Here is a 22,479-nt window from a genome sequence, read left to right on the forward strand (position 1 = left end):
TTAGCCCCGTCCCCCTGTCTCATCCCCCCCCCCGTCTCATTCCCGCACGCGAAAAAGGATCCCCCGCCGAAGCAGGGGATCCTCGAAACGCGTCGGTTCATTGCGGCTATGCCGCGGGTTGCACGCTTACGCGGTGCCCGGGATAACCATCATCGCAACCGTCAAGATGATCACGCAGGCGACGCCCAGCACCACGAACAGCTTGCCGCCGAACTTCAGCCATGTGGAGTATTCCACCTTGGCCAGCGCCAAACCGCCCATGATAGCACCGCTCGTCGGGGTGAACAGGTTCACCAGGCCGTTGCCGGCGCTGAAGATCATGATCATGACGTCGGTCGAGAAGCCCAGCGAGTTCGCCAGCGGGCCCATGATGGGCATGGACACCGTGGCCATGCCGGACGACGACGGGATCAAGAACGACAGCACGATGTACAGCAAGAACGACATCGGCGCGAAGATGACCGCCGACAAACCGTTCAGAGCGTTCGCCGCGTTGTTCAGGATCCACATGTCGAGACCGGTCTCGCCCATAAGCACGGTGATAGAACGAGCCATGGCGATGATCAGCACGACGCTCATCATATCGGCGGTGCCGTTGATGAATGCCTTGACGAAACGGCTCTCGGACACGCCACCCACGATACCGATGATGATAGCCATGATGAGGAACCAGGTGGAAGCCTCATCGAAGTACCATTGACCCAACGGCAGACCCGTCAGGAACGCGGACCAACCCTGGGAGATCTCTTCTTCGGCCGTGACCGTGCCGGTCACATCGCCGTCGAACGTAATCTCGCCACCAACCTTCTTGTCGGTCCAAGCCGCGGAGATGTCGTCGCCGCTAACCTGCGTGGTGACCTCTTCCGTCGCCGCACCGGCATCGAACACCTCGACGCCGAAGTCGCCCCAAGGGATGAAGCCGACGATCATGACTACGAACGTCAGGGCGAACACGATGAGCGTCCACTTCTGACGACCCGTCATAAGCTTCTCGTTCGGGTTCGCCTCAGCGGTTTCAGCTTCCTGCTGAGCCTCGCCGAACTCGGCCTTCATGGTTTCCTGTTCCTGCAAGGACAGGATGGTGGAACCCTTGTTGGCCTTGACCTTCTTCGCGTAGCGCATGACGAAGACGATGGAGATCGCCAGCGTCACGAGCCACAGCACCACGCCCAGCAGGATGATGGTGCCCTGGTTGATCACGATGCCGGAAGAGCTCAAAGAGTCCACGGCAGCACCGACGGCAAACGGGTTGACCGTCGAACCGAGCACGCCGCAACCGGCACCCAACAGCACGACCGCGGCACCGACAACGCTGTCGAAGCCTGCGGCGACCATGGTGGCCGCGAGCAGCAGGTAGAACGGAACCGTTTCCTCGCACATACCGTACGTCGTACCGCCGATGGAGAAGATGAACATCAGAATGGGAATGAGGATGAGCTCATTGCCCTTGAGCTTCTTCACCAGCGCTGCGATACCGGCGTCCAGCGCGCCCGTTTCCGTGACGATACCCAGGAAACCGCCCAGGATCAACACGAACAGACAAACAGGCAGGGCGTCGGTAAAGCCCTTGACGGGAGCCGTGGCCACATTGGCGACCGTGGCGCCTTGGACCCCTTCCACACCGGCCAGCGACATCACTACCGTGACCAGCGCCAGCACGATCAGGATGATCAGCAGGATGGTAAACGATGATATAGATCGCTTTTTCTTGCTCTTTTCTTTTGCCTTCTCGGTCATAACAACCCCTCCTAATTATGAGGATCGAGTCGGATATTTTGGCGAACGAGAAATTTTCAAGCGGATCAGTGGAAGCGTAACCGCAGACCGCTGTACCCCTGTTGCGGTGGCATGCGCCGAAACGCATGCCACCGCCCATCGTGCGGAAGCTGGGGGAAGCCTTCCGCTCACACGCAAAAAAGCTTTACGCCGTGATGACGGTGCCCGTCTTGCCTTCGATACCGGCAGCGGCGCACTCGAGCGACGTGATGAGAGCCTTGCCCTCGGGGAACGCGCGCACGTACTCGATGCACGCCTCCACCTTCGGGAGCATGGAGCCGGGGGCGAACTGGCCCTGGGCGATGAACTCCTCAGCCTCGGCAATGGTCATCGTGTCGATCTCGGCCTGGTCGGGCTTGCCGAAGTTCACGCAAACCTTCTCGACAGCCGTCAGGATGACCAGCATGTCGGCGCCGAAGTCGGCGGCCAACTTGGCCGAGGAGCGGTCCTTGTCGATGACCGCCGGGACGCCCTCGTACAGGCCCTCCTTCTCGAACACCGGCACCCCGCCGCCGCCCGTGGACACCACGATGTAGCCGGCGTCCATGAGGTCCTTCACCGCGTCGAACTCCACGATGCGCACCGGCTTCGGGGAGGCGACGACCTGGCGCCAGCCGCGGCCCGCGTCCTCCTTGAAGGTCCAGCCGGTCTCGGCGGCCTTGGCCTTGGCCTCCTCCTCGGAGAGGAAGGCGCCGACGGGCTTGGTGGGGTTCTGGAACGCCGGGTCGGCCGGGTCTACCACGGTCTGCGTCACGACGCAGGCCGTCGAGCGGTCGATGCCGCGCAGCTTCATGTCGTTCAGGATGGCCTGGGACAGCTGGTAGCCGATGTAGCCCTGGCTCATGGCGCCGGCCTCGGGGAACGGCATCTCGGGCGTCTTGCCGTCGTTGGCGGACGCGTACGCGAACGCGTTGTTGATCATGCCGACCTGGGGGCCGTTGCCGTGGGAGACCACGACGTTGATGCCCTCTTCGACCATGTCGACGATGTTCTTCGCCGTCGCCTTCACGAGCTCGAGCTGCTCCTGGGGCGTGTTGCCCAGAGCGTTGCCGCCGAGCGCGATGACAACCGACTTACCTTCACCCTTCTGATAAGGCATGTTTGTTCACCTAGTCTTTCTGAGTTAGGAGAGCGTCGCGTACATGACGGCCTTGATGGTGTGCATGCGGTTCTCGGCCTCGTCGAACACCTTGGACTGCTTGGACTCGAACACGCCGTCGGTGACTTCCATCTCCGTGACGCCGAAGCGCTCGGCGATGTCGGCACCGGTGGTGGTGTTGGTGTCGTGGAACGACGGCAGGCAGTGCAGGAAGATGGCGTCCTTGCTGGCCATGGCCATGACTTCCTCCGTCACGCGGTAAGGCTCGAGGAGCTTGATGCGCTCGGCCCACACCTCGTCGGGCTCGCCCATGGACACCCACACGTCGGTGTAGATGACGTCGGCGCCCGTGCAGGCATCCTTCACGTCTTCGGTCAGCTTGATCGTGCAGCCGTTCTCGGCGGCGATGGCCTCGCAGGTCTCCACGAGGTCGGCGGCCGGCATGTTCTCCTTGGGGCCGCAGGCGACGAAGTTCAGGCCCAGCTTGGCGCACACGACCATGAGCGAACGAGCCACGTTGTTGGCAGCATCGCCCATGAACACCAGCGTCTTGCCCTTGATGTCGTAGTTGAAGTTCTCCTGAACCGTCAGGATGTCAGCGAGCATCTGGGTGGGATGCCACTCGGTGGTCAGGCCGTTCCACACCGGCACGGAAGCGCCGGCAGCCAGCTCTTCCACGTCGGACTGCGCGAAGCCGCGGAATTCGATGCCGTCGTAGAAACGGTCGAGCACGCGGGCGGTGTCCTCGATGGACTCCTTCTTGCCCATCTGGGAGCTGCCCGGATCGAGGTAGGTCACGCCCATGCCGAGATCCATGGCGCCGACCTCGAACGCGCAGCGCGTGCGGGTGGACGTCTTCTGGAACAGCAGGACGATGTTCTTGCCCTCGAGGTAACGATGGGGGGTACCGGTCAATTTCAGGTTCTTGAATTCGCGGGACAACTTCAGCAGGTACTCGATTTCCTCGGTGGTGAAGTCGAGGAGGCGCAGGAAGTCGCGACCGCTCAGGCTAGTAGGCATAGATCATTCCTTTCAACGTTGCTTACAGAACAAAACAAAATACGCACCGGCGGATAGAGCCAAGTTTCCGTCCGCCCCTTTTCGAACGCCAGGGCCGCGTTGCACGGCCCCGGCAATCCGGAAAAGGCAAGGGTAGCTCTCATAGCACTCGTGCGCATGCAGCTGCGCACGAGCTTGGTACCTTAGTCCTCGCGCACAAGCGGCATGCTCATGCAGCGCGGGCCGCCACGGCCGCGAGACAGCTCGGCGGAGGGCATCTCGAGAACCTTGAGGCCCTTCTCCTTGAGCAGCGCGTTCGTCACGTCGTTGCGCTCGTACACCACGATGGTGCCCGGCGCGATGCACAGCGTGTTCGAGCCGTCGTTCCACTGCTCGCGCTCGGCCGCGATGCGGTCGCCGCCGCCGCAGGGAATGAGCTCCACGGGGTTGCCGACGTACTTCTCGAGGATGTCCTCGAGCTTGCCGCTCATCTCCTTGACCTTGATACCGTCGCCCTCGGCGGTGATCTCGAAGACGGTCAGCGGGCCCATGATGCCGGGATGGATGGTGAACTTGTCGACGTCGATCTGGGTGAACACCGTGTCAAGGTGCATCATCGCGCGGTTGTTCGGGATGTTGAACGCCAGGATGGTCTCGACCGGGCTGGTCTCGTCCTCGAAGATGTTCTTCGCGATGGCGTCGATGGCGTCGGGCTCGGTGCGCTGGGAAATGCCGATGGCCAGCACCTTGTCGTTGATGTTGAGGATGTCGCCGCCCTCGATGTGGAACGTGTTGTAGCGGCTGTAGTACTCGGGAACATCCGCGAAGTCCGGATGGTTTCCGAAGATGTACTCGGCGTAGATCGTCTCGCGGTTGCGCGTGACGGAGTACATGCGGTTGATGGACACGCCGTTGCCGATGGACGCGAACGGATCGCGGGTGAAGTACAGGTTCGGCATGGGGGCGATGACCATCTTGGAGGACTCGCTGACGAGATCGACCAGGGAGTTCGACTTGTCGGTGTGAAGCTCGGTGAGGTTGATGCCCTCCATCGTCTTCATGACCAGGTCGAGGTTATCGGGGTAGTTCTCCTGCATATAGTCGAAGATGATCTTCTGGTAGCGGTCGGTGCGGATACCGGCCTCTTCGATCCACTGCTTGAGGAACTTCTCGCGCAGTTCGGGTTTCTGATCGAGGACCTCGGCCATGAGCTTCTCGAGGTACACGACCTCCACGCCGTTGTCGCGCAGAATCTGCGCGAAAGCGTCGTGCTCCTCCTGAGCGACCTTCAGAAACGGGATGTCGTCGAACAGCAGCTCTTCGAGCGTGTTCGGCGTCAGGTTCAGAAGCTCTCGACCAGGGCGGTGGAGAAGAACTTTTTTCAAGGGCTTGATCTCGCTCTTGACGTTCAAACCAGCCATAGCAACCCTCCTTTTCCTTTATGCATTTTCCAGATTTTAGGCTTGCGGAAGCGCCCGTTGCGCACCGGGCGTCCGTTCACCTCGCCAAAATCTCATGGTTCGGATCAAATTGCAACCACAAAAACGAAACAAAACGGTACCCCTCGTCATACCTCGTGGTTTTTCGGCGAATGGTCATCACCTAGCCGAGTACTATTCACAGTTTCTTCATATTTGCTTTATTGCGATAAAGTGTTGAAGTGGTTGCTGAAGCTGGTTTTCAGGGCTGGAACGCCCCATCGACGGACGTTGGGAGTGCATATTTGATTAACTCGAATGCATAAACATTCAAAAAGATGCATTTAGGATGCAATCGTTTCGCCACATGCCGATCGGATGCTGAGAGCACGAGGCGCCCCGAGCCGATACTCTTGCAGCTTTCGAGCGCAAAACGCCAGATATATGGCTAATTTTCAGCCATCGCTCCCCCGCCGGTGCGCTCTACGCATCCATCGGTTGCAGGAGGGAGTTTTACGGTATAATACCGGTGCTCGCTGAAACGCGCCCGTGGCTCAATGGATAGAGCAACGGACTTCTAATCCGTCGGTTGCAGGTTCGAGTCCTGCCGGGCGCGCCATCTTCTGCTTGCGTCGGCGCTTCGTTCGTACCTGCCTTTTTTGGCAATTTGAATAAAATTTAATTATTATCTCAAACTTTTTTCTAAAATACAATAGGAAGTTCTAAGTTAGTCACAAGGCGATGACGGACAGCTCTGTTTTCGGACGCAGGATGCGGCGTTGTCAACCGATTGGCAACATCCTTCGCAAGCTAACTCGATCTTCTTATTCGATGGCGTACTATTGAAAGCTCTATAACCTCCTAGCTCATGACTATTCTTAGATCGCACATCGAGAGGAGCTGCGCATGCCGTACATGGAGAACCATACGTTGTACTACAAGAAGCAGTGCCCGTTCTGTCAAAAGGTTCTACGCTTCATGGACGACAACAAGATCACGATGGACACGCGAGACACCTTGCAACCCGGCAACCAGAACGACCTCGTTCGCATCGGGGGAAAGAAGCAGGTTCCCTGCCTCGTCATCAACGGCAAACCCCTCTACGAATCAGACGACATCATCGCCTACCTGCGCTCGACGAACGCTTAGCGCCGCTTTCATAGCACCTGCGCCATCGACCGTCCGCACTCGCTGCGGGCGGTTTTTTTTCATGCCGAAGCCTTTTGCAGCTCGTCCCTCCCCCGATCCACCGGGAGCACACGCGTCGACGAGACGCCGAACAGGCGGTAACGATGCGCAATCAAGTCGGGCGCGACGCCGGCCGGCAAAGAAAAGGCCGTGCACACTGGGTGCACGGCCTGCAAATTCGTGGAGCGGGTGACGGGAATCGAACCCGCGTCATGAGCTTGGAAGGCTCAGGTTCTACCATTGAACCACACCCGCGTTTTGCGCGGCGACTATTGTACCGCAAGTTCGCCCGATGCGAGCGAAATTATCCGAGAAGAACCACGAGGTGCCCATGACCTCCCCTTTGGACGACTACAACCGCAAGCGCAACTTCGACCGGACGGCCGAGCCGCCCGGCACCGCAGCGCCGCGCGACGACGGCGCCGCCGGCGGGTGCGACGGGCGCCTGCGCTTCGCGGTGCAGCACCACCTGGCCTCGCGCGACCACTACGACCTGCGCCTCGAATGGAACGGGACGCTGCTGAGCTGGGCCGTTCCCAAAGGTCCTTCGTACAACCCCCGCGATAAGAGGCTGGCCGTGCGCGTGGAGGACCATCCGCTGGACTACCGCACCTTCGAGGGCACCATCCCGCAGGGCGAATACGGCGGCGGCACCGTCATGCTGTGGGACGAAGGCTGGTGGGAGCCGCTTGTGGACGTGGAGCAGGGGTTGCGCGAGGGCGACCTGAAATTCGCGCTGCACGGGCATCGCCTGAAAGGAGCCTGGGTGCTCGTGCATATGAAGCCGAAGAAGGGCGAGCGCGACGTGAACTGGCTGCTCATCAAGGAGAAGGACGACTACGTGCGCGCGGATGCCGGCATCGATGGGTTCGAAACGTCCGTGCGAACCGGGCGCACCATGGACGAGATCGCGCGCGGGGAAGACGAGGCGTTCGCCGCGAACCCCTTCGACCACGTGGACGTCGAGCTGGCCAAGCTGGTGAGCTCGACGCCGCCCGGCGACAACTGGCTGTTCGAGGTGAAGTACGACGGCTACCGCATCGTCGCATACGTCGAAGGCGGCCGGGCGCGCCTCGTCACGCGCAACGGCAACGACTACACCCGCCACTTTCCCGCCATCGCGCGCTCCCTGGAAGACTGGGCGGCGGGACGAGCGATGGTGCTCGACGGCGAGCTCGTGGTAACCGACGAGGCCGGAAAGACCGATTTCCAGGCGCTGCAGAACTTCCTGCGCGACCCTTCGGGCAAGCACCCCGCCTACGTGGCGTTCGACCTGCTGGCGTTCGAGGGAGACGATCTGCGCGACCGGCCGCTCGCCGAGCGCAAGGAGCTGCTGGAGTCGCTGATGAGCGACGCGCCCGACAACCTGCGCTACAGCGTGCACGTGCGCGGCAACGGTGCGGACAGCTTCCGCGCCGCCTGCAAGCAGCATCTCGAAGGCGTGGTGGGCAAGCGGGCCGATTCGCCGTACCGCGGCGTTCGCAACGGAGACTGGATCAAGCTGAAATGCGGAAACGAGCGGGAATTCGTCGTCGGCGGATACACGCAGTCCGCCAAGCGCGTGCGCGGGATCAGCTCGCTCTTGCTGGGGCAGTACGAGGACGGCCGGCTCGCGTACGTCGGACGCGTGGGCTCGGGATTGAGCGAAGCGACCTCGCGCGAGCTGCTGGCCGCGTTCGAAGGCCTCGAGCGACCGGACGCGCCTTTCGCCGACGCGCCGAAGCCGCGCCCGGGCGAGCGCGTCGTATGGCTGGACCCCCAAACGATCGTGCAGGTGAAATTCGCCGAATGGACCGAGGACGGCCTGCTGCGACACCCCAGCTACCAGGGCATCCGCACCGACAAAGACCCGCGCGACGTGCAACGGGAACCCGCATCGGAACCTGACGAGCAAACCCCCGACCGATTGGAGCGCCCCATGAATTCCGACAACGAGAAGAACGGCGAGCTGCGCATCGACGGCGTTCGCATCACGAACCCCGGCAAGCTGTTGTTCGAAGACCCACCCATCACGAAGGAGGACGTGGTGCGCTACTACGCCAGCATGGCCGACCGCATGCTGCCCTACGCGTCCGGCCGCATCCTCAGCATCGTGCGATGCCCGCGCGGCGCGGATTCGGCCTGCTTCTTCAAGAAGCATCCCGGGCCTTCCACCCCGGGCGTGCGCACCGTGGACATCCCCACGAGCAGCGGCGACGAGGAGCCGTACTTCTACGTGGAGGATGCCGTCGGGCTCGTGTCGGAAGCGCAGATGGACACGTTGGAGTTCCATCTCTGGGGCAGCCGGGTGGACACGCTCGAACAGCCCGACATGATGGTATTCGACCTCGACCCCGACAAGGGGCTCGGCCTCGAGCAGGTGCGGCGCGGCGTGCGAGACCTGAAGGGCATCCTCGACGAGCTGGGGCTGAAGTCGTTTCTCAAGACGAGCGGCGGCAAGGGCTACCATGTGGTGCTACCGTTTCAGCCGGCAGCTTCCTGGGACGCGTTCCACGACTTCGCGCGGCGCACAGCCCAGGTGATGGCCGAGAAGTGGCCCGACCGCTACACGAGCAACGTGCGCCTGGCGAAGCGCACCGGCAAGGTGTTCATCGACTGGATGCGCAACGGGCGCGGCGCCACGAGCATCGCCCCGTACTCCCTGCGCGCCCGCAGCGGCGCGCGCGTATCGATGCCGCTCAGCTGGGAAGAGCTGGACGAGGCGGCGCCCGACGCCTTCACGATGCACGACGCGCTCGCGCGCATCGAGGGCGACGACCCGTGGGACGGCTACTTCGACGTCGACCAGGCACTCGAGTAGCGAGGGGCTACACGCGCAGCGAGCCGCGGAAGCCGCGCGAAGCGTAGTAGGACTCGGCGCCGTTGTGGAAGGTGAACACGCGGTTGAAGCGGCGATCGCAGAACAGCGCGCCGCCCAGCGCGCGCACCTCGACGGGCGTTTCGATCCAGCTCGACGTCTTGACGTCGAACTCCCCCAGTTCCTGCAGCGCGCGATACTGCGCCTCGGTCAAAAGCGCGATGCCCATCGCGGCAGCCGCGTCGACGGCGTTGCCCTCGGGCTTGTTGCGCTTGCGCGCCTCCCAAGCCGCACGGTCGTAGCACAGGTTCCTGCGGCCTGCCGGGCTTTCGGGAGCGCAATCGTAGAACACGTAGGCATCTGCCGCGTGATCGTAGGCGACCACATCGGGCTGTCCTCCCGTCTTCTCCATCGCGAAGAGCGAGCGCAGCTTGCCGTCGTCCGCTTCCAGCTTCGCCCGCACGTTCTCCCAGGCGATACCCGGATGAAGGCGCTCGTTGCGTTCGAAGCGCGCTTGCAGCGTGTCCAACAACGCGGTGCGTTGCTGGACGGTGAGAGTGTTCGCGGTTTCCATGGCAGATCCTTCGATCGCGGGCGAGTGTTTCCGCCAATAGTAGAGCGACAGCCCACTTCCGGAAGCACAGCGTGTGCAATGCGCAGCAAGCCGTTACCGGACGGCCATCCCGCCTACATGGGCTTGAGGTCCCTCAAGGCGGTCGAGTATCCATGCGAGGCAGCTGGCGCGGCCGGCATCCTGGCACCGAAGTACGGCGGAGATCAGGTTGCCCGCGCATGATTCGGAGATGTTCTTCGGCTGAGTTCTGCTATACTAACTCCTGCCGTTTTCGCGTCGGGATGTGGCGCAGTTTGGTAGCGCGCCTGCTTTGGGAGCAGGATGTCGCAGGTTCGAATCCTGTCATCCCGACCATTTTCCCTCATGCACGCTTTTGACAAGCGAAATCGCTTCTATTGGTTGCAGATGGTTGACAAAAGCGTGCATCAAGCAGCAATTCACGCAACTTCTTCAAACGTTCGCCCCGCTTTCACCTGCAACGCGGGACGCGAGCCGCTTCGAGGATCGAACGCAAGCGCTCGGGCCGCATGAGATCGTCCCAGCCGATGCGCACGAACCGAAACCCGAGATTCCCTATGGCATTTTGCCGCTGTCGCTCTCTTTCCAAAATTTCGGCATAATCCTGCCGGTACTTCAGCTTGCCGTCGAAGTCGATGACGATGGAGCCGTTGTCTCCAAGCCGCCTGCATTGGAGAAAGCGCCCGAACCTGCTATCGCTTCGATAGAGGCTCTTCTGTACGGCTTCAGAAGGCCAAAGCCCGTCGACGCGACCAAGATGCCTCCCGTTCGAAGGGTCGAGAATGTTGACCTGCAGATAGGGAATTTCGAAGCCAAGTTCGACGCAACGGGCGATCAGAAACGACTCGGCCGGCGATTCGACCTGGTCGGTAAAGTACAGCCCCGCCTTCAACGCGCTGCGTATTCCGCGTTTTCCTCCATTGGCGAAGCAGAGCTGCGCGAAGGCGAGCCACAGAAGCTCGGCTTCCGGCGAAACGAATCCGGTCACGCGCGCAGCGCTGTAGTTAGCAAGGAATTCAGGTTCTTCCATGTCGAGCATGCGGGTATCGAACGCAGAGCGGATGCTCGCTTCCCCGCTCCCAGAGGTTGCAGGCTCCCATACGAGCGCTTCGGTCGTACTCTCGTCAATATCCCTGCATGCCACAAGACCGCCCTGCGCTTTCGCGGAAGAACGACGCAACAGATAATTCGCAGCCAAAAGCGCATCCGGCAAAGGAGAGGTCGAGGCGCACTCGAAAAGCGTTTGCGCTACCGGGTTCGATGGCGTCTCAAGCGAAGCCTCGTGAAAAGCGCAGCCGTCCTGCTTGCTCTTGGCGTGGCTTCGCGCGCCGCCGAAATGCAAAGGCGCTCCGCCGAGGACCGGCGCGCCCTCAAGAGCGGCTGCGGTGATCCCCCACGCTCGAAGCTTCGCATGCGTCGCAAGAAACGCCTGGGCACGAGCCCGGTATCTTCCAGAGATATCGAGCGCCGCGTACTCCTGCGCGTCCATGTACGCGCCACGGAACAGGCGCACGAGACGATGCTTTTCCGCCTGCTGTCGAAGAGCTTGCCTGCTCATGCTCGAATTCGAATGCGTGATGATACCGGGCACGTTGCCTCTTCTCGTAGTGGCGAAAGCTGATCATGCAGCTGATGCACGCTTTTGACAAGCAATCACGCGCTTTTCAGGCGGTTTCGCTTGTCAAAAGCGTGCATCAACGTAACATTGCCGACGCAGCCTCACCGCTCGCCCTGCGCGAGCTTCGCGCGCAGCTGACGGAGGGCGTTGCCGCGATGGGACACGGCGTTCTTCTCTTCGGGCAAGGCCTCGGCCAGGGTGCGGCCGTCTTCGAACATGTCAGGAAGGAACAGCGGGTCGTATCCGAAGCCGTGACGCCCTCGCTCCTCGCGGCCGATGCGTCCCTCTATCGTGCCGCGCGCGACCGTTTCGGTTCCGTCCTCGTCGATGAACACGAGCGTGCACACGAAGCGACCCGTGCGCTTCTCGTCGGGTACGTCGGCCAATTCAGCAAGCAGCTTGGCGTTGTTCGCCGCGTCGTCGCACGGCTCGCCCGCGTAGCGCGCCGAGTGCACGCCGGGCGCTCCGTCGAGCGCGTCCACGGCAAGCCCCGAGTCGTCCGCGAGCACGGCCAAGCCGCCGCTGGCCGCACGGGCGGCCTGCGCCTTGATGCGCGCGTTGCCCTCGAACGAATCGGCGTCCTCGGCCGGATCAGAGTCCAGCCCCAGCTCGCGCAGCGTGCGGAACTCCCAACCGGGGAACGCGAGCGCCGTGGCGATCTCCTCGGCCTTGTGCGCGTTGTTGCTGGCGATGACGATGGTCTTCATACGGTGAAGCTCCTTCTCCTTGAACGGTTGCGCTACGAAGGGAACGCGACGCGTCCCACCCGGTCGATGTCGGTACGGAACACGCGCGCGCCGAAGCTGCGGAATTCCTCCACGTCCTCCCCCGTCGTGTAGAAGTCGTAGCTCGGCTCGTGATCTTCCGAGGCCAGCGCGCCGCGGCGCGAAAGGATGTGCGCCACGTCGTGAGCCGCCTCCTGCGCCGACGAGATCAGCGTGACATCGCGTCCCACCACGCCGCCGATGAGCGCCTTGAGCAGCGGGAAGTGCGTGCACCCCAGCACGAGCGTGTCGATGTCGCAGCGGCGCAGCGGCTCGAGGTACTCGCGGGCGATCTCCTGGAACGCCGGACGGATGTACACGGTGGACACGAGGGAGGTGAAATCCTCGATGGGGCCCTCGGCCATGCGCAGGCCCTGCTCGGCTATCTCCACGAAACGCGGCGTGGCCGTGGAGAACACGGTGATGCCGGCATCGAGATGGCGGATGGCCTTGGTATAGGCGTCCGACTCCACCGTGGCCTTCGTGGCGATCACGCCCACGCGGCGGTTCTTCGTGGCATGGGCCGCAGCGCGGGCGCCCGGCTCCACCACGCCGATGACCGGCACGGGAAACGTCCGCTGCGCATGCGACAGGCCGGCCGCCGTGGCCGTGTTGCACGCGATGACGACGAGCTTCACCCCGCGCTCGACCAGCCACGCGCCGATCTGCTGCACGAAGCCGTCGACCTCGTCCAAGCTGCGCGGCCCGTAGGGGCAGCGTGCCGAATCTCCCAGGTAGACGATGGATTCGCGCGGTAGCTCCTTGGCGATCTCGCGCGCCACGGTAAGGCCGCCGAACCCCGAGTCGAACACGCCGATGGGCGCGTTGTCGAAGCGCGGCGCATCCGCGCCTTCGAGCGGCTCTATCGTTGTCTCGTTGGTATCCATCGCCCCAGTATACCGCAGGGTTCGTTCGTTGTTTGCAATCGATACCGGCCGGTCATAGTTTCTGCTAACCTGGTTCACGAGCGAAAGAAGCAAGACGAGAAACGAGGCGAGGCTCATGAAAGTTCTGCTGGTCAACGGGAGTCCGAACGAGAAGCGCTGCACCTACACCGCGCTGTCCGAAGTAGCCGGCGCGCTGGAAGCACAAGGCGTCGACACCGAGATCGCCTGGATCGGGCGCGACCCCGTTCGCGGCTGCCTGGGCTGCGGCGGTTGCTCCAAGCGCGGCGACAACCGCTGCATCTTCGACGACGACGTGGCGAACGGGCTCATCGAGAAGGCAGTGGAAGCCGACGGCCTCGTCGTCGGCACGCCGGTGTTCTACGCGGGAGCGAACGGTGCCCTGCTGGCCGTGCTCGACCGCCTGTTCTACGCCGCCTCGGCACGGCTGCGCTTCAAGCCCGCTGCCGCCGTCGCCTCCGCGCGCCGCGCCGGCACTACGCCCGCCATCGACCAGATCAACAAGTATTTTCAGATCAACTGCATGCCGGTGGTATCGTCCAACTACTGGCCCATGGTGCACGGCCGAAGCGTCGAAGACGTACGGCAGGATGCCGAGGGTCTGCAGATCATGCGCGTGCTGGGCACGAACATGGCCTGGATGTTGCAGGCGACGTCCGCTGTGCCTGCGCCGAACGTCGAGCAGAAGATCACGACGAGCTTCATCCGCTAGCGCGAACGCGAGAAAGCCATGTCCAAAGAACACGACCGCAAGACGAACGCCATGCGCGTGCTCGATGCGGCGGGAACGCCGTACGAAGCGCGCTTCTTCGACTGCCCCGAGGCCGTCTCGGGCGTGGAAGTGGCGCGCATACTGGAACTCGATCCGGACACCGTGTTCAAGACGCTGGTCACGCGCGGCAAATCGGGCGAGCATTACGTGTTCATGATCCCCGTAGCCTGCGAGCTGGATCTCAAGAAGGCGGCGGCCGTCGTGGGCGAGAAAGCGGTGGCCATGATCCGCTCGCGCGAGCTGCTGGGGCTGACCGGCTATGTGCACGGGGGCTGCTCGCCGCTGGCCATGCTGAAGCCCTTCCCCACCGCCATCGACGAGACGTGCCGGCTGCACGAGCGCATCGCGTTCTCGGGCGGGCGCATCGGCTGCCAGATCGAGATGGCGCCCGACGACCTGGCGCGCGCAGTGCCCCTCGCCGTGGCCGATCTCACCGTGGTGTGAAAACGCCTGAACGAGAACCTTCCCCGTTCGCGACGAAAAACGGGCCCGCTCGATGCGGGCCCGTTGCACAATCGGGATAGGGACGATCGCGTCATGCTACCAGTGCGACACCACCGTGTCGCCCGACGACAGCATGCCGTAGAGCTCGGCGGCCTTCGACGGCGGCAGGTTCACGCAACCATGGCTGCCCGCGCCGTCGGCGTACAGCGTGCCCCCGAACGCAGACTGCCAATCGGCATCGTGGAACCCGATGTAATTGCCCACGAACGGCATCCAGTACTGCACCTCGGTCTCGTAGATCTTCTCGTTGCCGTTGTAGCCGATCAGCTTCGACGGGCTCTCCTTGGCGTTCACCATATAGACGCCCGTGGGCGTGTCGTGCTCGCCGTCGGGCTTGCCGGTGATGATGTCGGACTCCCAGATGATGGCGCCCGACGCATCGTAGAAGCGCGCATGCTGCTCGGACAGGTCGACGTCCATGTAGCGGGGGCCCCAATCCTGGCTGCCCGCGCCGTTGTACGCGTCGCCCGTCTGCGTGCACGGGATGTCCACCGTGTCCGCCGTGCCGTTCGCCACGCCGTCCTTCACCAGAGCGAGCAGGGAGTCCTTGTCCACTTCCCACCCGTACGTGCCGCCGACCACCGTGACCGACTTGCCGTCGGGACGGGTGTAGGTGCGCTGCGTGCCGATGGTGTTGCAGGCGGCCGCCAACTCGTCGACCCAGGCCGTCAGCGCGCCCTCGTCCAGCGTGACCGCCAGGTCGTCGTCGAGCGTCACCCATTGGGAGATCAGGCTCGCGTCCACCGTTCCGGCGACCGTGCCGGCCATGAGCAGCTCGAGATCGGCCTTGATCATGGTGTTCGCCGAGTCGGCCGCCGAGGTGAGCTTCGGGTCGGTGGACAGCACCGTCGGCTTCAACAGCTGCTCGGAGGTCAGCTTCACCTGCGGGTCGAGGTCGGCCACCGCTTCATCGGCGGCCTTGATCACCGCGTCGGCATCGAGCGCCGTGCCCACGGCTTCGGGCTTGACGACGAAGGCGGCCTGCGCTTCGTCGAAGCCGATGGCCGCGTTCGCAGGCTGCGTGGCATCCTCGTTGAACGCCGCCACCGCGGAGCGGATGGCGTCTTCCAAGCCGGTGCCGTTGTACGTGGCCACGAGCTTGGCCGTTTCGTCGTGGCCTTTCTGCAGCTCGAACGGCCATGCCCACGGGTTCATGTCGGACAGCATGTCGTGGACGACCTTGCCCTCGTCGATGGACAGGCCCGCGTCGCTGGCCGTGAGCTTGAGCGAGAAGCCCTGGCCGTCGATGGACAAGGCGTAGTCCTTGATGGAATCGGCCAGCACTTTCTCGGCATCGCCCGCGCTCATGAGCGACACGTTGATGTCGCCGATGTTGGAGTTCGGCATGAAGCGGTCGGTGAAGTACAGCGCCACGCCCGCATACGCGATCAGAAGCAGCGCGACGATCACGCCGAACGTGATGCCGAGGATCTTCAAGGGCTTGTGCTTGCGATCGATGGCGAACGCCTGGGCCGTATCGACCGGGCGCATGGGGTCGAGCGGCTTGAACACCTGGTCGGTCGCATAGCGCATCGGAGGCACCTGCCCCGAGGCGGGTCGCGGCGGCGAAGCGGTCGGCGGCATGGCGGCCGTGGGCTGCACGGGAGGGACGACCGGTTGCGGTTGCGGCTGCGGAAGGGGCCCGCTGCTCGCGCTATGGTGAGCGCCGGCGGCGTGACGGCCGCGCGACGGCTTGTCAGACTTGTTTTCGCTCATATTCACTCTCAAACGTCTCGGTCTTCCGTTCATTGTAGCAAGTCGAGGGTAATTCTCCTGTAACAAAACGATTCGCTTCCCGGCTGGGCTGCGATTGTCACAATTTCGACATGGGGCGCGCATGAGACGTCCGCAAGTTCGCCAACCGGAGCTTGAGCGTCGGTTGGACTACGGCGCTTCCACGCCGCAGCGATCGTCCTTGACAAACGACGGTCTGCGGATAGAATGGATGTTCGCGGCAAAGCCGCGGGTACATTGACAAGGTGGGCCTTCGACCCCGCACTTCTTCTGGGGGCGACTGGTTTCGACATGGTACGTTTGAAATGAGGAGCAGGTCGTGGTCTCCTCGCCACGTTAAACAGGGGTACCGTCAATTTAATTGGCAAGAACAACACTCAGAGCGCTCCGGCGCTCGCCATGGCTGCTTAATAGCGCCTGGCTGTCGGCCTTGGGACTTCCCCGCCCCTCGGTCCGGCATCAACCTAGGGGAATGCGCTTGAGCACGTAGCCGGTATGGCTCAGGCAAAGATCGAACCGGCTAGGGTGCGTCTCGCTTGTCCGCGGGCCGGCCGCATCCGAATCCCGACCACGGACTAAGCTTGTAGAGCCTCATGGAGAAGGTAGTATGGACCGGAGTTCGATTCTCCGCGCCTCCACCACACTTTTTCCAGACGAACCCAATCTACTGTTACGCAGGAGGATTCGCGGTAAACGTCTGGCTATGAAGAAAAAGACGGTCAATCTTCGGATTGGCCGTCTTTTTTTTGCCTACATCCCTTTGAACATTTCTTCTAATCCGATTCCCATGCCGTCGGCGATCTTCTTCAACATGACGATTGACACGCCGTGCCGCCCTTGCTCGATGTGCGCGTAATAGGCTCTGTCAACGCCTATCGAGTACGCGAACTTCTCTTGGCTTAGCCCGGTCTTCTCTTTGCGCAGGGCTTTGAGCCGCACGCCCACTTGCTTTTGAACGAAGCGGTTTCGCATGTTACATTGTTATTTGAACCCTAGCTTGGATAATGTTGATCACAGAAAAGGCATTTGGGAATGAGCGAGCATATCGTTATCACAAATCATTGGCGGTTTAACGAATTAGGTAAGGCAAACTTGTCTGACTTACGCTTCGGATTCATGGGGTCAAGACCCATGGATACAATTGTTGTAACGGATATAATTCCGAACCAAGAGCAGTTTGAAGCCGTCTTTGAAATTGGGAAAATATGCGGTAAATATCATCAGGTCAAGTGGCTATACAGCTCCGCGCGAGAAAACATCGATAGCCTTATGGAGGCATACAATTTGCGAGAAGACGGACTCATCAGCATGCCTTCAAACCCGGTTGACTGTTATAGGTATTTTAATCGAGCAGATGCTTTGTTTCATGCAATTATCGCTTCAGCAAAATGCTTTATTGATAAGGCTGAACTTCTTCTTAAATCACGCTTCGGTGAATCATCTGAATCCTTTTCACGATGGAAGAGCATTACCTCAAAATCGTATGACAGTAGCCTGGTTTACGCACTACTTTACGATCTGAGAAATCATGTCGAGCATGATTTTTGGACTATCAGCCTCGTTAACCACAATGTAACAACCCGGGAAGCCGGCCTGGCAATAAACATAGACAACGATCTATTTGGCTTAAAGCTTAAGAAACCTTTGCGTACCAGGCTTTGTGAATGGTCTGAGAAACGCGCAAAAAGCGGAGAAACAGCCTGGTTATCACTCGGAAAATGTGCTTCAACCTATCGAGAAATGTTAACGGTACTTTATGTCATTTTTCTCTCTGATTACACTGACAGCGCAACTCAATGCGTAGAACGTTGCAGAAAAGAGCTAGATGCCATTCCCGGCAATCTTCTGATCTGGGATGGAAAAGAAGCCTGCGCATATTCAGCGACCGGACAACGACGAGCTTACCACATAGCAGAGACGAGTTTTCCAAGCTCACTCAAAAAAGAATTGGATCTGCTTGAAGACTACTTGAAGACTTTCATGCGACCAGACGAAAAACGAAATCACATTGTTAAATAGCAATTCATACTTCTTGCATTCATACTTTATGCAGAAGTTTCAGAGTAAAACACGTCCTCGCTATCGCCTTGGATCTGTTGTTTAAAGCCCTCCGCAAGTGGCAAAAAGCAATCATTTGCCGCATCATATAACCAACATGGCCATCTATCTCCATTCCGATGGGTGACACGCCATAATGAAAAATTCCCTACACCGCAGCACCGAACATCCGGTACTTCCTTTGTCAGATCGATATCGCAGGGTGCTTCAATAGCTTTAATTATTCTACCTGAATCCTTTTCTTTCTTTGACAATTCAAGCATCGAGCGAATCAGCTCGTCATAATTTACATATTCGCTATTAACTCCGGCATTACAGTTTGCCTTAATAATTAAATCGCAATCCGCTACTTCGATAACGGCATCGGCAAAACATGCAGCCTGCAAACCCTCGCCTGAAATCGCTCCTTTGATTTTTACGACAAGCCCTTTTAGAGCAGCACTGATCAACCCCGCCGCAATGTCTTCTGCAACAGCCGCCACGACGTTAAAAGCCAAACCTACGCCACACGCTACGGAACGTTCCCCTCGAACGACAATGCTGCAATTGCACGAGTTTAGTTCGTTTCTTATTGCCTGCTCTTGGTAAAAACGATACTCGCTACCCACTAAATCTACTCGAATGTAATTCACGATCTTTAAAGCATCATCTGTCTGCAAAACAAATAGCACCTCCGCAACCAGTATTATAGGCTGATATTTCTCTACAATGTTGTACACATTTCTGCAATACCAAGCATCCTGAATTCTAAATATTTATTTCGGATAGAACAATTTATTAACGAATACACGCATCCGCACAATAGTCGCAAACCTCATAGGCTCGATAATTGCCATTTGAACAAGTTCGCAGTTGCTCACTAGCTCGTACAAATCATTTAGCTCGGTAAGGCTACATTCCAATCTACATACTGCTGTTCCACCACCGATGACAGGAGCCCCGTCGGCAATCACGCTGGCGGGGCTCCTTTGCGTTCGACTACCCTTATGTGCTACAATGTCTTACAACAAGCAAAGGAGGAAAGAGATGCCCAGCTCGACGATGACTATACGGCTCGACCAGAACGAGAAAAACCTCATAGCCGACTACGCTCAGGCCTTCGGCACGTCGGTATCCGAATTCATGCGGAAAGCAGCGCTCGAACGCATCGAGGACGACATCGACCTGAAAACGTGGTACGCCGCTAAAGCGGAATTCGACGAGAATCCCGTCGCCCACTCCAACGACGAAGTCATGCGCGAGTTCGGATTACGATGAGCTGGGCGCTCGCGTACTCCGAAAGGGCGAGACGCCAACTGCGCAAGATGGATCCAGGCCAGCGTGCCATCGTCTTATCCTGGATGGACAAGAACATCGACGGCTGCGACGATCCGCGCGCACATGGCAAGGGTTTGACGGCAAACCGTTCCGGCCAATGGCGCTATCGCATAGGCGACTATCGGGTGCTCTGCGATATCGTCGACGAAAAACTGACCGTGCTCGCTATCGAGATCGGACACCGCAGCAAGATATACGAACGGTAGCAAATCTTTCCGCGCCTCCACCACCGATGACGGGAGCCCCGTCGGCGCGCAGCCGCGGGGCTCCTTTGCGTTTCCTAGGCTGCGTCAGGCTACTTCTTCAAAAAAGACGTGAAGTCGAGCGCGCTCTTGATGTCGTCGAAGGCGCCCTTGAGCTCGGCCGCCACGGCGATGCCGTCCTTGTAGATGGCGTTCATATCGTTCGTGGCCTCGGCCACACCTTCCTTCGTGATGCCCAGATCGTAGGGGTTGTCCTCTTCTTCGGCTTCTTCCTCGTCCTCTTCGACGTAGTAGTACTCCGCCTCTTCGCCGTCCTCCATGAGCACGAAGCCGATGACGTCGCCGTCCTCGTCCTCGATGTAGCGCACGATGTCGTCATCGTCGAGCTCGAGCTCCACCAGTTCGTAGCCGTCGTCCTCGGCGCTCGGCTCGATGATGACCACGTCCTGCACGTCGTCGTCTTGGCCGTCCTCCAGCTCTTCGAGGGCGTTCGCCTCGTCGACCTCAGGCACGGAGCCGGCGGTCGCGTCGCCGTCCTCGTTCAGCGCATCGGCATCGTAGCTGTCGAGCGAGCCGTTCTCGTAGAGCTGCGCCTCCTCGTCGGCCTCGTCGCCGTCGACGATATGGAAGCCCTCCTCGGACAGGTCGATGCCCGCCGCCTGCGACGCGACGGCCGCCAGGCCCCCGTCCTCGCCGTCGAGCGACGTCTCGCCCTCTCCGTCGGGGCCTTCCTCGGCGAAGAAGCCCTCGTAGGCTTCCTCGAGGTCGGTCTCGTCGTCGGAAGGATCGAACTCCTCGTCGTTTTGGAACTCTTCGACGTCCTCGAGTTCGGTCTCCTGGTCGATCTGCTCGGCTTCCGTCTCGGCGCCGTCCTCGATGGTTTCCAGTTCCTCGTCCAAGCCCATGATGGCCTCCTTCGCGTGGTTCGCACGTCGGCGCAAAGCGCGGCGTGGTTCGTCGTTGCAGCTTAGTAGCGGCTGCGTTCCTTCAGCGCGCGCTCCACCTCGCGGCGGGAATCGCGCGCCGCCATGGTGGCGCGCTTGTCGTAGAGCTTCTTGCCGCGCGCCACGGCCAGCTCCACCTTCACGAGCGAGTTGTCCTTGAAGTACATCTTCACGGGCACGAGCGCCATGCCCTTCTCCTTGACCTGCTCCTGCAGCTGGCGGATCTGCTTCTTGTGCAGCAGCAGCTTGCGCTTGCGGTCGGGATCGGGATTGGCGATGTTGCCGTTGAGGTACGGCGGGATGTGCACGTTGTGCAGCCACACCTCGCCGTCTCGGATGAGTGCGAAGCAGTCGGTGAGCTGGCAGTGGTTGTCGCGCAGCGAGCGCACCTCGGTGCCCGTCAGCTCGATGCCCGCCTCCAGCGTCTCGAGGATCTCGTACTCGTGAAACGCCTTCTTGTTCTTGGCGATGGTCTTCTCTTCGCGTTTCACGGCCGTACCTACTCCACGCCCGTCTCGTCGAACTGCATCTGCGCAGCGGACTCGGCGCCAGCGCCGTCGCCCTCGGTCACCGCGTCGCCCATGCCCGGCACGAAGCAGGCGTCCTCGTCCAGGTCGCGCGCGAAACGGGCGAGCAGCTTCACCGTTGCGTCGAGGTCGTCGAGGCTGACCACCTCGGTGGGCGTATGCATGTAGCGCAGGGGCACCGACACGAGGCCGGTGGGGACGCCGCCGCGGGAGATCTGGATGGAACGGGCGTCGGTGCCGGTGACGCCGGGCTCGGCCTCGATCTGGTACGGCAGACCCTCGGCCTCGGCCGCCGCCACGAGGCGCTCGAACACAGCCGGGTTGATGTTGGGGCCGCGCGCGATAACGGGACCCTCGCCGCAGACGATCTTTCCGTACTTCGTCTTGTCGATGCCGGGATAGTCGGTGGCGTGCGTCACGTCGAACGCGATGGCCACATCGGGGTCCAGGCCGTACGCGGACGTAATGGCGCCGCGCGTGCCGATCTCCTCCTGAACGGTGGCGGCCACGATGAAGTCGCCGGGCGCGCGGCCCTCCTTAGCGAGCGTCTCCAGCACGCGCACAGCGACCCACACGCCCGCCTTGTCGTCGAAGGCGCGCGAGACAGCCATGTTCTTGCCGAAGCGCTCGAAGCCCACGCCGAAGGTGATGACGTCGCCCACCATGACGAGCTTCTTCACACGCTTCGCCGGCATGCCGAGGTCGATGACCAGCTTGTCGATGGGCGTGACGTTCTTGCGCTCGTCGGGCTCGATGAGGTGGATGGGCTTGCGGCCCACCACGCCGCGCAGCGGCTCGAAGGAGTTCGACGCGTGCACGTCCACGCGCATGCCCGGGAGGATGGCCGCGTCCACGCCGCCGACGGACGACACGGACAGGAAGCCCTCGTCGGAGATGTACGTGACCATGAGGCCGATCTCGTCCATGTGGGCCGACAGCATGAGCGACGGGGCCACGCCCGTGCCCGACAGGCGGGCATGGACCGAGCCCATGACGTCGGTCTGGATCTCGTCGGCCGTGCCGGCCAGGCGCTCGCGCACCAGTTCGGCCACGGCGATCTCGGTGCCGGTGGCCGACGGGGTCTCGAGCAGTTGCTTGAGGAATTTCACCTGCTTGTTCTTCATAAATGCTCCCTGTTCTGGGCGAGGCCGCGCGCAGGCGCGGCGCGTTCGTTCGGTATGGGAACCAGTATAGCCCTTGCATCGTCCGAGCAGCCACCTCATCGCGGTGATGAAGCGAGGCCGTCACCGGAGTACCATGAAGC

21 protein-coding genes, 3 tRNA genes and 1 other RNA gene are annotated in these 22,479 nt (G+C 61.1%); 10 read left to right on the plus strand and 15 right to left on the minus strand.

Annotated features, from left to right (window positions below; all coding sequences use genetic code 11):
• Positions 1-126: 126 nt before the first annotated feature.
• The 4 genes from ELEN_RS09745 to arcA all read right to left on the minus strand — a co-directional run bounded on the left by ELEN_RS09745 (position 127) and on the right by arcA (position 5,295).
• Entirely contained in the window at positions 127-1,737 is a 1,611-nt protein-coding gene (locus ELEN_RS09745) for a YfcC family protein (protein WP_009304190.1), read from the minus strand.
• Between the two features lie 184 nt (positions 1,738-1,921).
• Positions 1,922-2,875 carry a carbamate kinase gene (gene arcC / locus ELEN_RS09750; RefSeq protein ID WP_015760856.1) on the minus strand — a complete coding sequence of 318 codons (954 nt, stop codon included), beginning with the start codon at positions 2,873-2,875 and terminating at the stop codon, positions 1,922-1,924.
• 24 nt (positions 2,876-2,899) lie between these two features.
• Positions 2,900-3,895, minus strand: coding sequence for an ornithine carbamoyltransferase (argF, locus tag ELEN_RS09755; RefSeq protein ID WP_009304188.1), 996 nt, complete (start codon positions 3,893-3,895; stop codon positions 2,900-2,902).
• Positions 3,896-4,077: 182 nt separating this feature from the next.
• The gene (gene arcA / locus ELEN_RS09760; protein ID WP_009304187.1) at positions 4,078-5,295 is read right to left on the minus strand and encodes an arginine deiminase; all 1,218 of its coding nucleotides are present in this window, start codon (positions 5,293-5,295) and stop codon (positions 4,078-4,080) included.
• Between the two features lie 540 nt (positions 5,296-5,835).
• Here arcA and ELEN_RS09765 point away from each other — a divergent pair.
• A tRNA-Arg gene (locus tag ELEN_RS09765) sits at positions 5,836-5,911 on the plus strand.
• 287 nt (positions 5,912-6,198) lie between these two features.
• The gene (locus ELEN_RS09770) at positions 6,199-6,441 is read left to right on the plus strand and encodes a glutaredoxin family protein (protein WP_009304186.1); all 243 of its coding nucleotides are present in this window, start codon (positions 6,199-6,201) and stop codon (positions 6,439-6,441) included.
• 220 nt (positions 6,442-6,661) lie between these two features.
• On the opposite strand, the gene ELEN_RS09775 is transcribed toward ELEN_RS09770, so the two are convergent.
• Positions 6,662-6,735, minus strand: a tRNA-Gly gene (locus ELEN_RS09775).
• 37 nt (positions 6,736-6,772) lie between these two features.
• On the opposite strand from ELEN_RS09775, the gene ligD reads away from it, so the two are divergent.
• A complete protein-coding gene (gene ligD / locus ELEN_RS09780; RefSeq protein ID WP_197054149.1) occupies positions 6,773-9,280 on the plus strand; it encodes a DNA ligase D in 2,508 nt (835 codons plus the stop codon).
• A gap of 7 nt (positions 9,281-9,287) precedes the next feature.
• Here ligD and ELEN_RS09785 read toward each other — a convergent pair whose 3' ends face one another.
• The gene (locus tag ELEN_RS09785) at positions 9,288-9,851 is read right to left on the minus strand and encodes a DUF4256 domain-containing protein (RefSeq protein WP_015760858.1); all 564 of its coding nucleotides are present in this window, start codon (positions 9,849-9,851) and stop codon (positions 9,288-9,290) included.
• 277 nt (positions 9,852-10,128) lie between these two features.
• On the opposite strand from ELEN_RS09785, the gene ELEN_RS09790 reads away from it, so the two are divergent.
• Positions 10,129-10,205, plus strand: a tRNA-Pro gene (locus ELEN_RS09790).
• Between the two features lie 115 nt (positions 10,206-10,320).
• Here the strand turns inward: ELEN_RS09790 and ELEN_RS09795 are convergent.
• The 3 genes from ELEN_RS09795 to murI all read right to left on the minus strand — a co-directional run bounded on the left by ELEN_RS09795 (position 10,321) and on the right by murI (position 13,138).
• Positions 10,321-11,460, minus strand: coding sequence for a hypothetical protein (locus ELEN_RS09795; protein ID WP_015760859.1), 1,140 nt, complete (start codon positions 11,458-11,460; stop codon positions 10,321-10,323).
• A 128-nt stretch (positions 11,461-11,588) separates the two neighbouring features.
• Positions 11,589-12,194, minus strand: coding sequence for an RdgB/HAM1 family non-canonical purine NTP pyrophosphatase (rdgB, locus tag ELEN_RS09800; protein ID WP_015760860.1), 606 nt, complete (start codon positions 12,192-12,194; stop codon positions 11,589-11,591).
• 32 nt (positions 12,195-12,226) lie between these two features.
• A complete protein-coding gene (gene murI / locus ELEN_RS09805) occupies positions 12,227-13,138 on the minus strand; it encodes a glutamate racemase (RefSeq protein ID WP_015760861.1) in 912 nt (303 codons plus the stop codon).
• A 115-nt stretch (positions 13,139-13,253) separates the two neighbouring features.
• On the opposite strand from murI, the gene ELEN_RS09810 reads away from it, so the two are divergent.
• Both ELEN_RS09810 and ELEN_RS09815 read left to right on the plus strand, forming a co-directional pair.
• Positions 13,254-13,868, plus strand: a complete 615-nt coding sequence (locus ELEN_RS09810; protein ID WP_015760862.1) for a flavodoxin family protein — start codon at positions 13,254-13,256, stop codon at positions 13,866-13,868.
• Between the two features lie 18 nt (positions 13,869-13,886).
• Entirely contained in the window at positions 13,887-14,372 is a 486-nt protein-coding gene (locus tag ELEN_RS09815; RefSeq protein ID WP_015760863.1) for an aminoacyl-tRNA deacylase, read from the plus strand.
• Positions 14,373-14,468: 96 nt separating this feature from the next.
• On the opposite strand, the gene ELEN_RS09820 is transcribed toward ELEN_RS09815, so the two are convergent.
• Positions 14,469-15,965, minus strand: coding sequence for a L,D-transpeptidase family protein (locus ELEN_RS09820; RefSeq protein WP_015760864.1), 1,497 nt, complete (start codon positions 15,963-15,965; stop codon positions 14,469-14,471).
• Between the two features lie 473 nt (positions 15,966-16,438).
• Between ELEN_RS09820 and ssrA the strand changes: the two genes are divergently transcribed.
• Positions 16,439-16,807: a transfer-messenger RNA gene (gene ssrA, locus ELEN_RS15935) on the plus strand.
• A gap of 109 nt (positions 16,808-16,916) precedes the next feature.
• Here the strand turns inward: ssrA and ELEN_RS09825 are convergent.
• On the minus strand, positions 16,917-17,138 hold the full coding sequence (locus ELEN_RS09825) for a helix-turn-helix domain-containing protein (RefSeq protein WP_015760865.1): 222 nt from the start codon (positions 17,136-17,138) through the stop codon (positions 16,917-16,919).
• Positions 17,139-17,198: 60 nt separating this feature from the next.
• Here ELEN_RS09825 and ELEN_RS16180 point away from each other — a divergent pair, with 60 nt between their 5' ends.
• Positions 17,199-18,185 carry a hypothetical protein gene (locus ELEN_RS16180; protein WP_015760866.1) on the plus strand — a complete coding sequence of 329 codons (987 nt, stop codon included), beginning with the start codon at positions 17,199-17,201 and terminating at the stop codon, positions 18,183-18,185.
• 26 nt (positions 18,186-18,211) lie between these two features.
• Here the strand turns inward: ELEN_RS16180 and ELEN_RS16185 are convergent, their stop codons facing one another.
• Complete coding sequence (locus ELEN_RS16185) at positions 18,212-18,943, minus strand: hypothetical protein (protein WP_143924743.1); 732 nt, start codon at positions 18,941-18,943, stop codon at positions 18,212-18,214.
• Between the two features lie 307 nt (positions 18,944-19,250).
• On the opposite strand from ELEN_RS16185, the gene relB reads away from it, so the two are divergent.
• Together relB and ELEN_RS09835 are read left to right on the plus strand one after the other, a co-directional pair.
• Entirely contained in the window at positions 19,251-19,481 is a 231-nt protein-coding gene (relB, locus tag ELEN_RS09830; RefSeq protein WP_015760868.1) for a type II toxin-antitoxin system RelB family antitoxin, read from the plus strand.
• The gene (locus ELEN_RS09835) at positions 19,478-19,747 is read left to right on the plus strand and encodes a type II toxin-antitoxin system RelE family toxin (protein ID WP_015760869.1); all 270 of its coding nucleotides are present in this window, start codon (positions 19,478-19,480) and stop codon (positions 19,745-19,747) included. The genes relB and ELEN_RS09835 overlap by 4 nt, the downstream gene beginning before the upstream one ends.
• 89 nt (positions 19,748-19,836) lie before the next feature.
• On the opposite strand, the gene ELEN_RS09840 is transcribed toward ELEN_RS09835, so the two are convergent.
• The 3 genes from ELEN_RS09840 to ELEN_RS09850 form a co-directional block, all read right to left on the minus strand.
• A complete protein-coding gene (locus tag ELEN_RS09840) occupies positions 19,837-20,649 on the minus strand; it encodes a hypothetical protein (protein WP_009304172.1) in 813 nt (270 codons plus the stop codon).
• A 62-nt stretch (positions 20,650-20,711) separates the two neighbouring features.
• Positions 20,712-21,179, minus strand: coding sequence for an SsrA-binding protein SmpB (gene smpB, locus ELEN_RS09845; protein WP_009304171.1), 468 nt, complete (start codon positions 21,177-21,179; stop codon positions 20,712-20,714).
• Positions 21,180-21,187: 8 nt separating this feature from the next.
• Positions 21,188-22,339 (minus strand): M42 family metallopeptidase, encoded by a 1,152-nt coding sequence (locus tag ELEN_RS09850; RefSeq protein ID WP_009304170.1) that lies wholly within the window; start codon positions 22,337-22,339, stop codon positions 21,188-21,190.
• Between the last annotated feature and the right edge of the window lie 140 nt (positions 22,340-22,479).

It is taken from the genome of Eggerthella lenta DSM 2243, assembly GCF_000024265.1.
Taxonomy (GTDB): domain Bacteria; phylum Actinomycetota; class Coriobacteriia; order Coriobacteriales; family Eggerthellaceae; genus Eggerthella; species Eggerthella lenta.

Excerpts from the sequence above, each read along its gene's own strand:
- relB (WP_015760868.1), top strand. The coding sequence starts at position 19,251 with ATGCCCAGCTCGACGATGACTATACGGCTCGACCAGAACGAGAAAAAC.
- rdgB (WP_015760860.1), bottom strand. The coding sequence starts at position 12,194 with ATGAAGACCATCGTCATCGCCAGCAACAACGCGCACAAGGCCGAGGAG.
- ELEN_RS09785 (WP_015760858.1), bottom strand. The coding sequence starts at position 9,851 with ATGGAAACCGCGAACACTCTCACCGTCCAGCAACGCACCGCGTTGTTG.
- ELEN_RS09840 (WP_009304172.1), bottom strand. The coding sequence starts at position 20,649 with ATGGGCTTGGACGAGGAACTGGAAACCATCGAGGACGGCGCCGAGACG.
- arcC (WP_015760856.1), bottom strand. The coding sequence starts at position 2,875 with ATGCCTTATCAGAAGGGTGAAGGTAAGTCGGTTGTCATCGCGCTCGGC.
- ELEN_RS09835 (WP_015760869.1), top strand. The coding sequence starts at position 19,478 with ATGAGCTGGGCGCTCGCGTACTCCGAAAGGGCGAGACGCCAACTGCGC.
- ligD (WP_197054149.1), top strand. The coding sequence starts at position 6,773 with ATGCGAGCGAAATTATCCGAGAAGAACCACGAGGTGCCCATGACCTCC.
- ELEN_RS09820 (WP_015760864.1), bottom strand. The coding sequence starts at position 15,965 with ATGCGCTATGCGACCGACCAGGTGTTCAAGCCGCTCGACCCCATGCGC.
- ELEN_RS09850 (WP_009304170.1), bottom strand. The coding sequence starts at position 22,339 with ATGAAGAACAAGCAGGTGAAATTCCTCAAGCAACTGCTCGAGACCCCG.
- ELEN_RS09815 (WP_015760863.1), top strand. The coding sequence starts at position 13,887 with ATGTCCAAAGAACACGACCGCAAGACGAACGCCATGCGCGTGCTCGAT.
- ELEN_RS16180 (WP_015760866.1), top strand. The coding sequence starts at position 17,199 with ATGAGCGAGCATATCGTTATCACAAATCATTGGCGGTTTAACGAATTA.
- ELEN_RS09810 (WP_015760862.1), top strand. The coding sequence starts at position 13,254 with ATGAAAGTTCTGCTGGTCAACGGGAGTCCGAACGAGAAGCGCTGCACC.
- murI (WP_015760861.1), bottom strand. The coding sequence starts at position 13,138 with ATGGATACCAACGAGACAACGATAGAGCCGCTCGAAGGCGCGGATGCG.
- argF (WP_009304188.1), bottom strand. The coding sequence starts at position 3,895 with ATGCCTACTAGCCTGAGCGGTCGCGACTTCCTGCGCCTCCTCGACTTC.
- ELEN_RS09825 (WP_015760865.1), bottom strand. The coding sequence starts at position 17,138 with ATGCGAAACCGCTTCGTTCAAAAGCAAGTGGGCGTGCGGCTCAAAGCC.
- arcA (WP_009304187.1), bottom strand. The coding sequence starts at position 5,295 with ATGGCTGGTTTGAACGTCAAGAGCGAGATCAAGCCCTTGAAAAAAGTT.
- ELEN_RS09770 (WP_009304186.1), top strand. The coding sequence starts at position 6,199 with ATGCCGTACATGGAGAACCATACGTTGTACTACAAGAAGCAGTGCCCG.
- ELEN_RS09745 (WP_009304190.1), bottom strand. The coding sequence starts at position 1,737 with ATGACCGAGAAGGCAAAAGAAAAGAGCAAGAAAAAGCGATCTATATCA.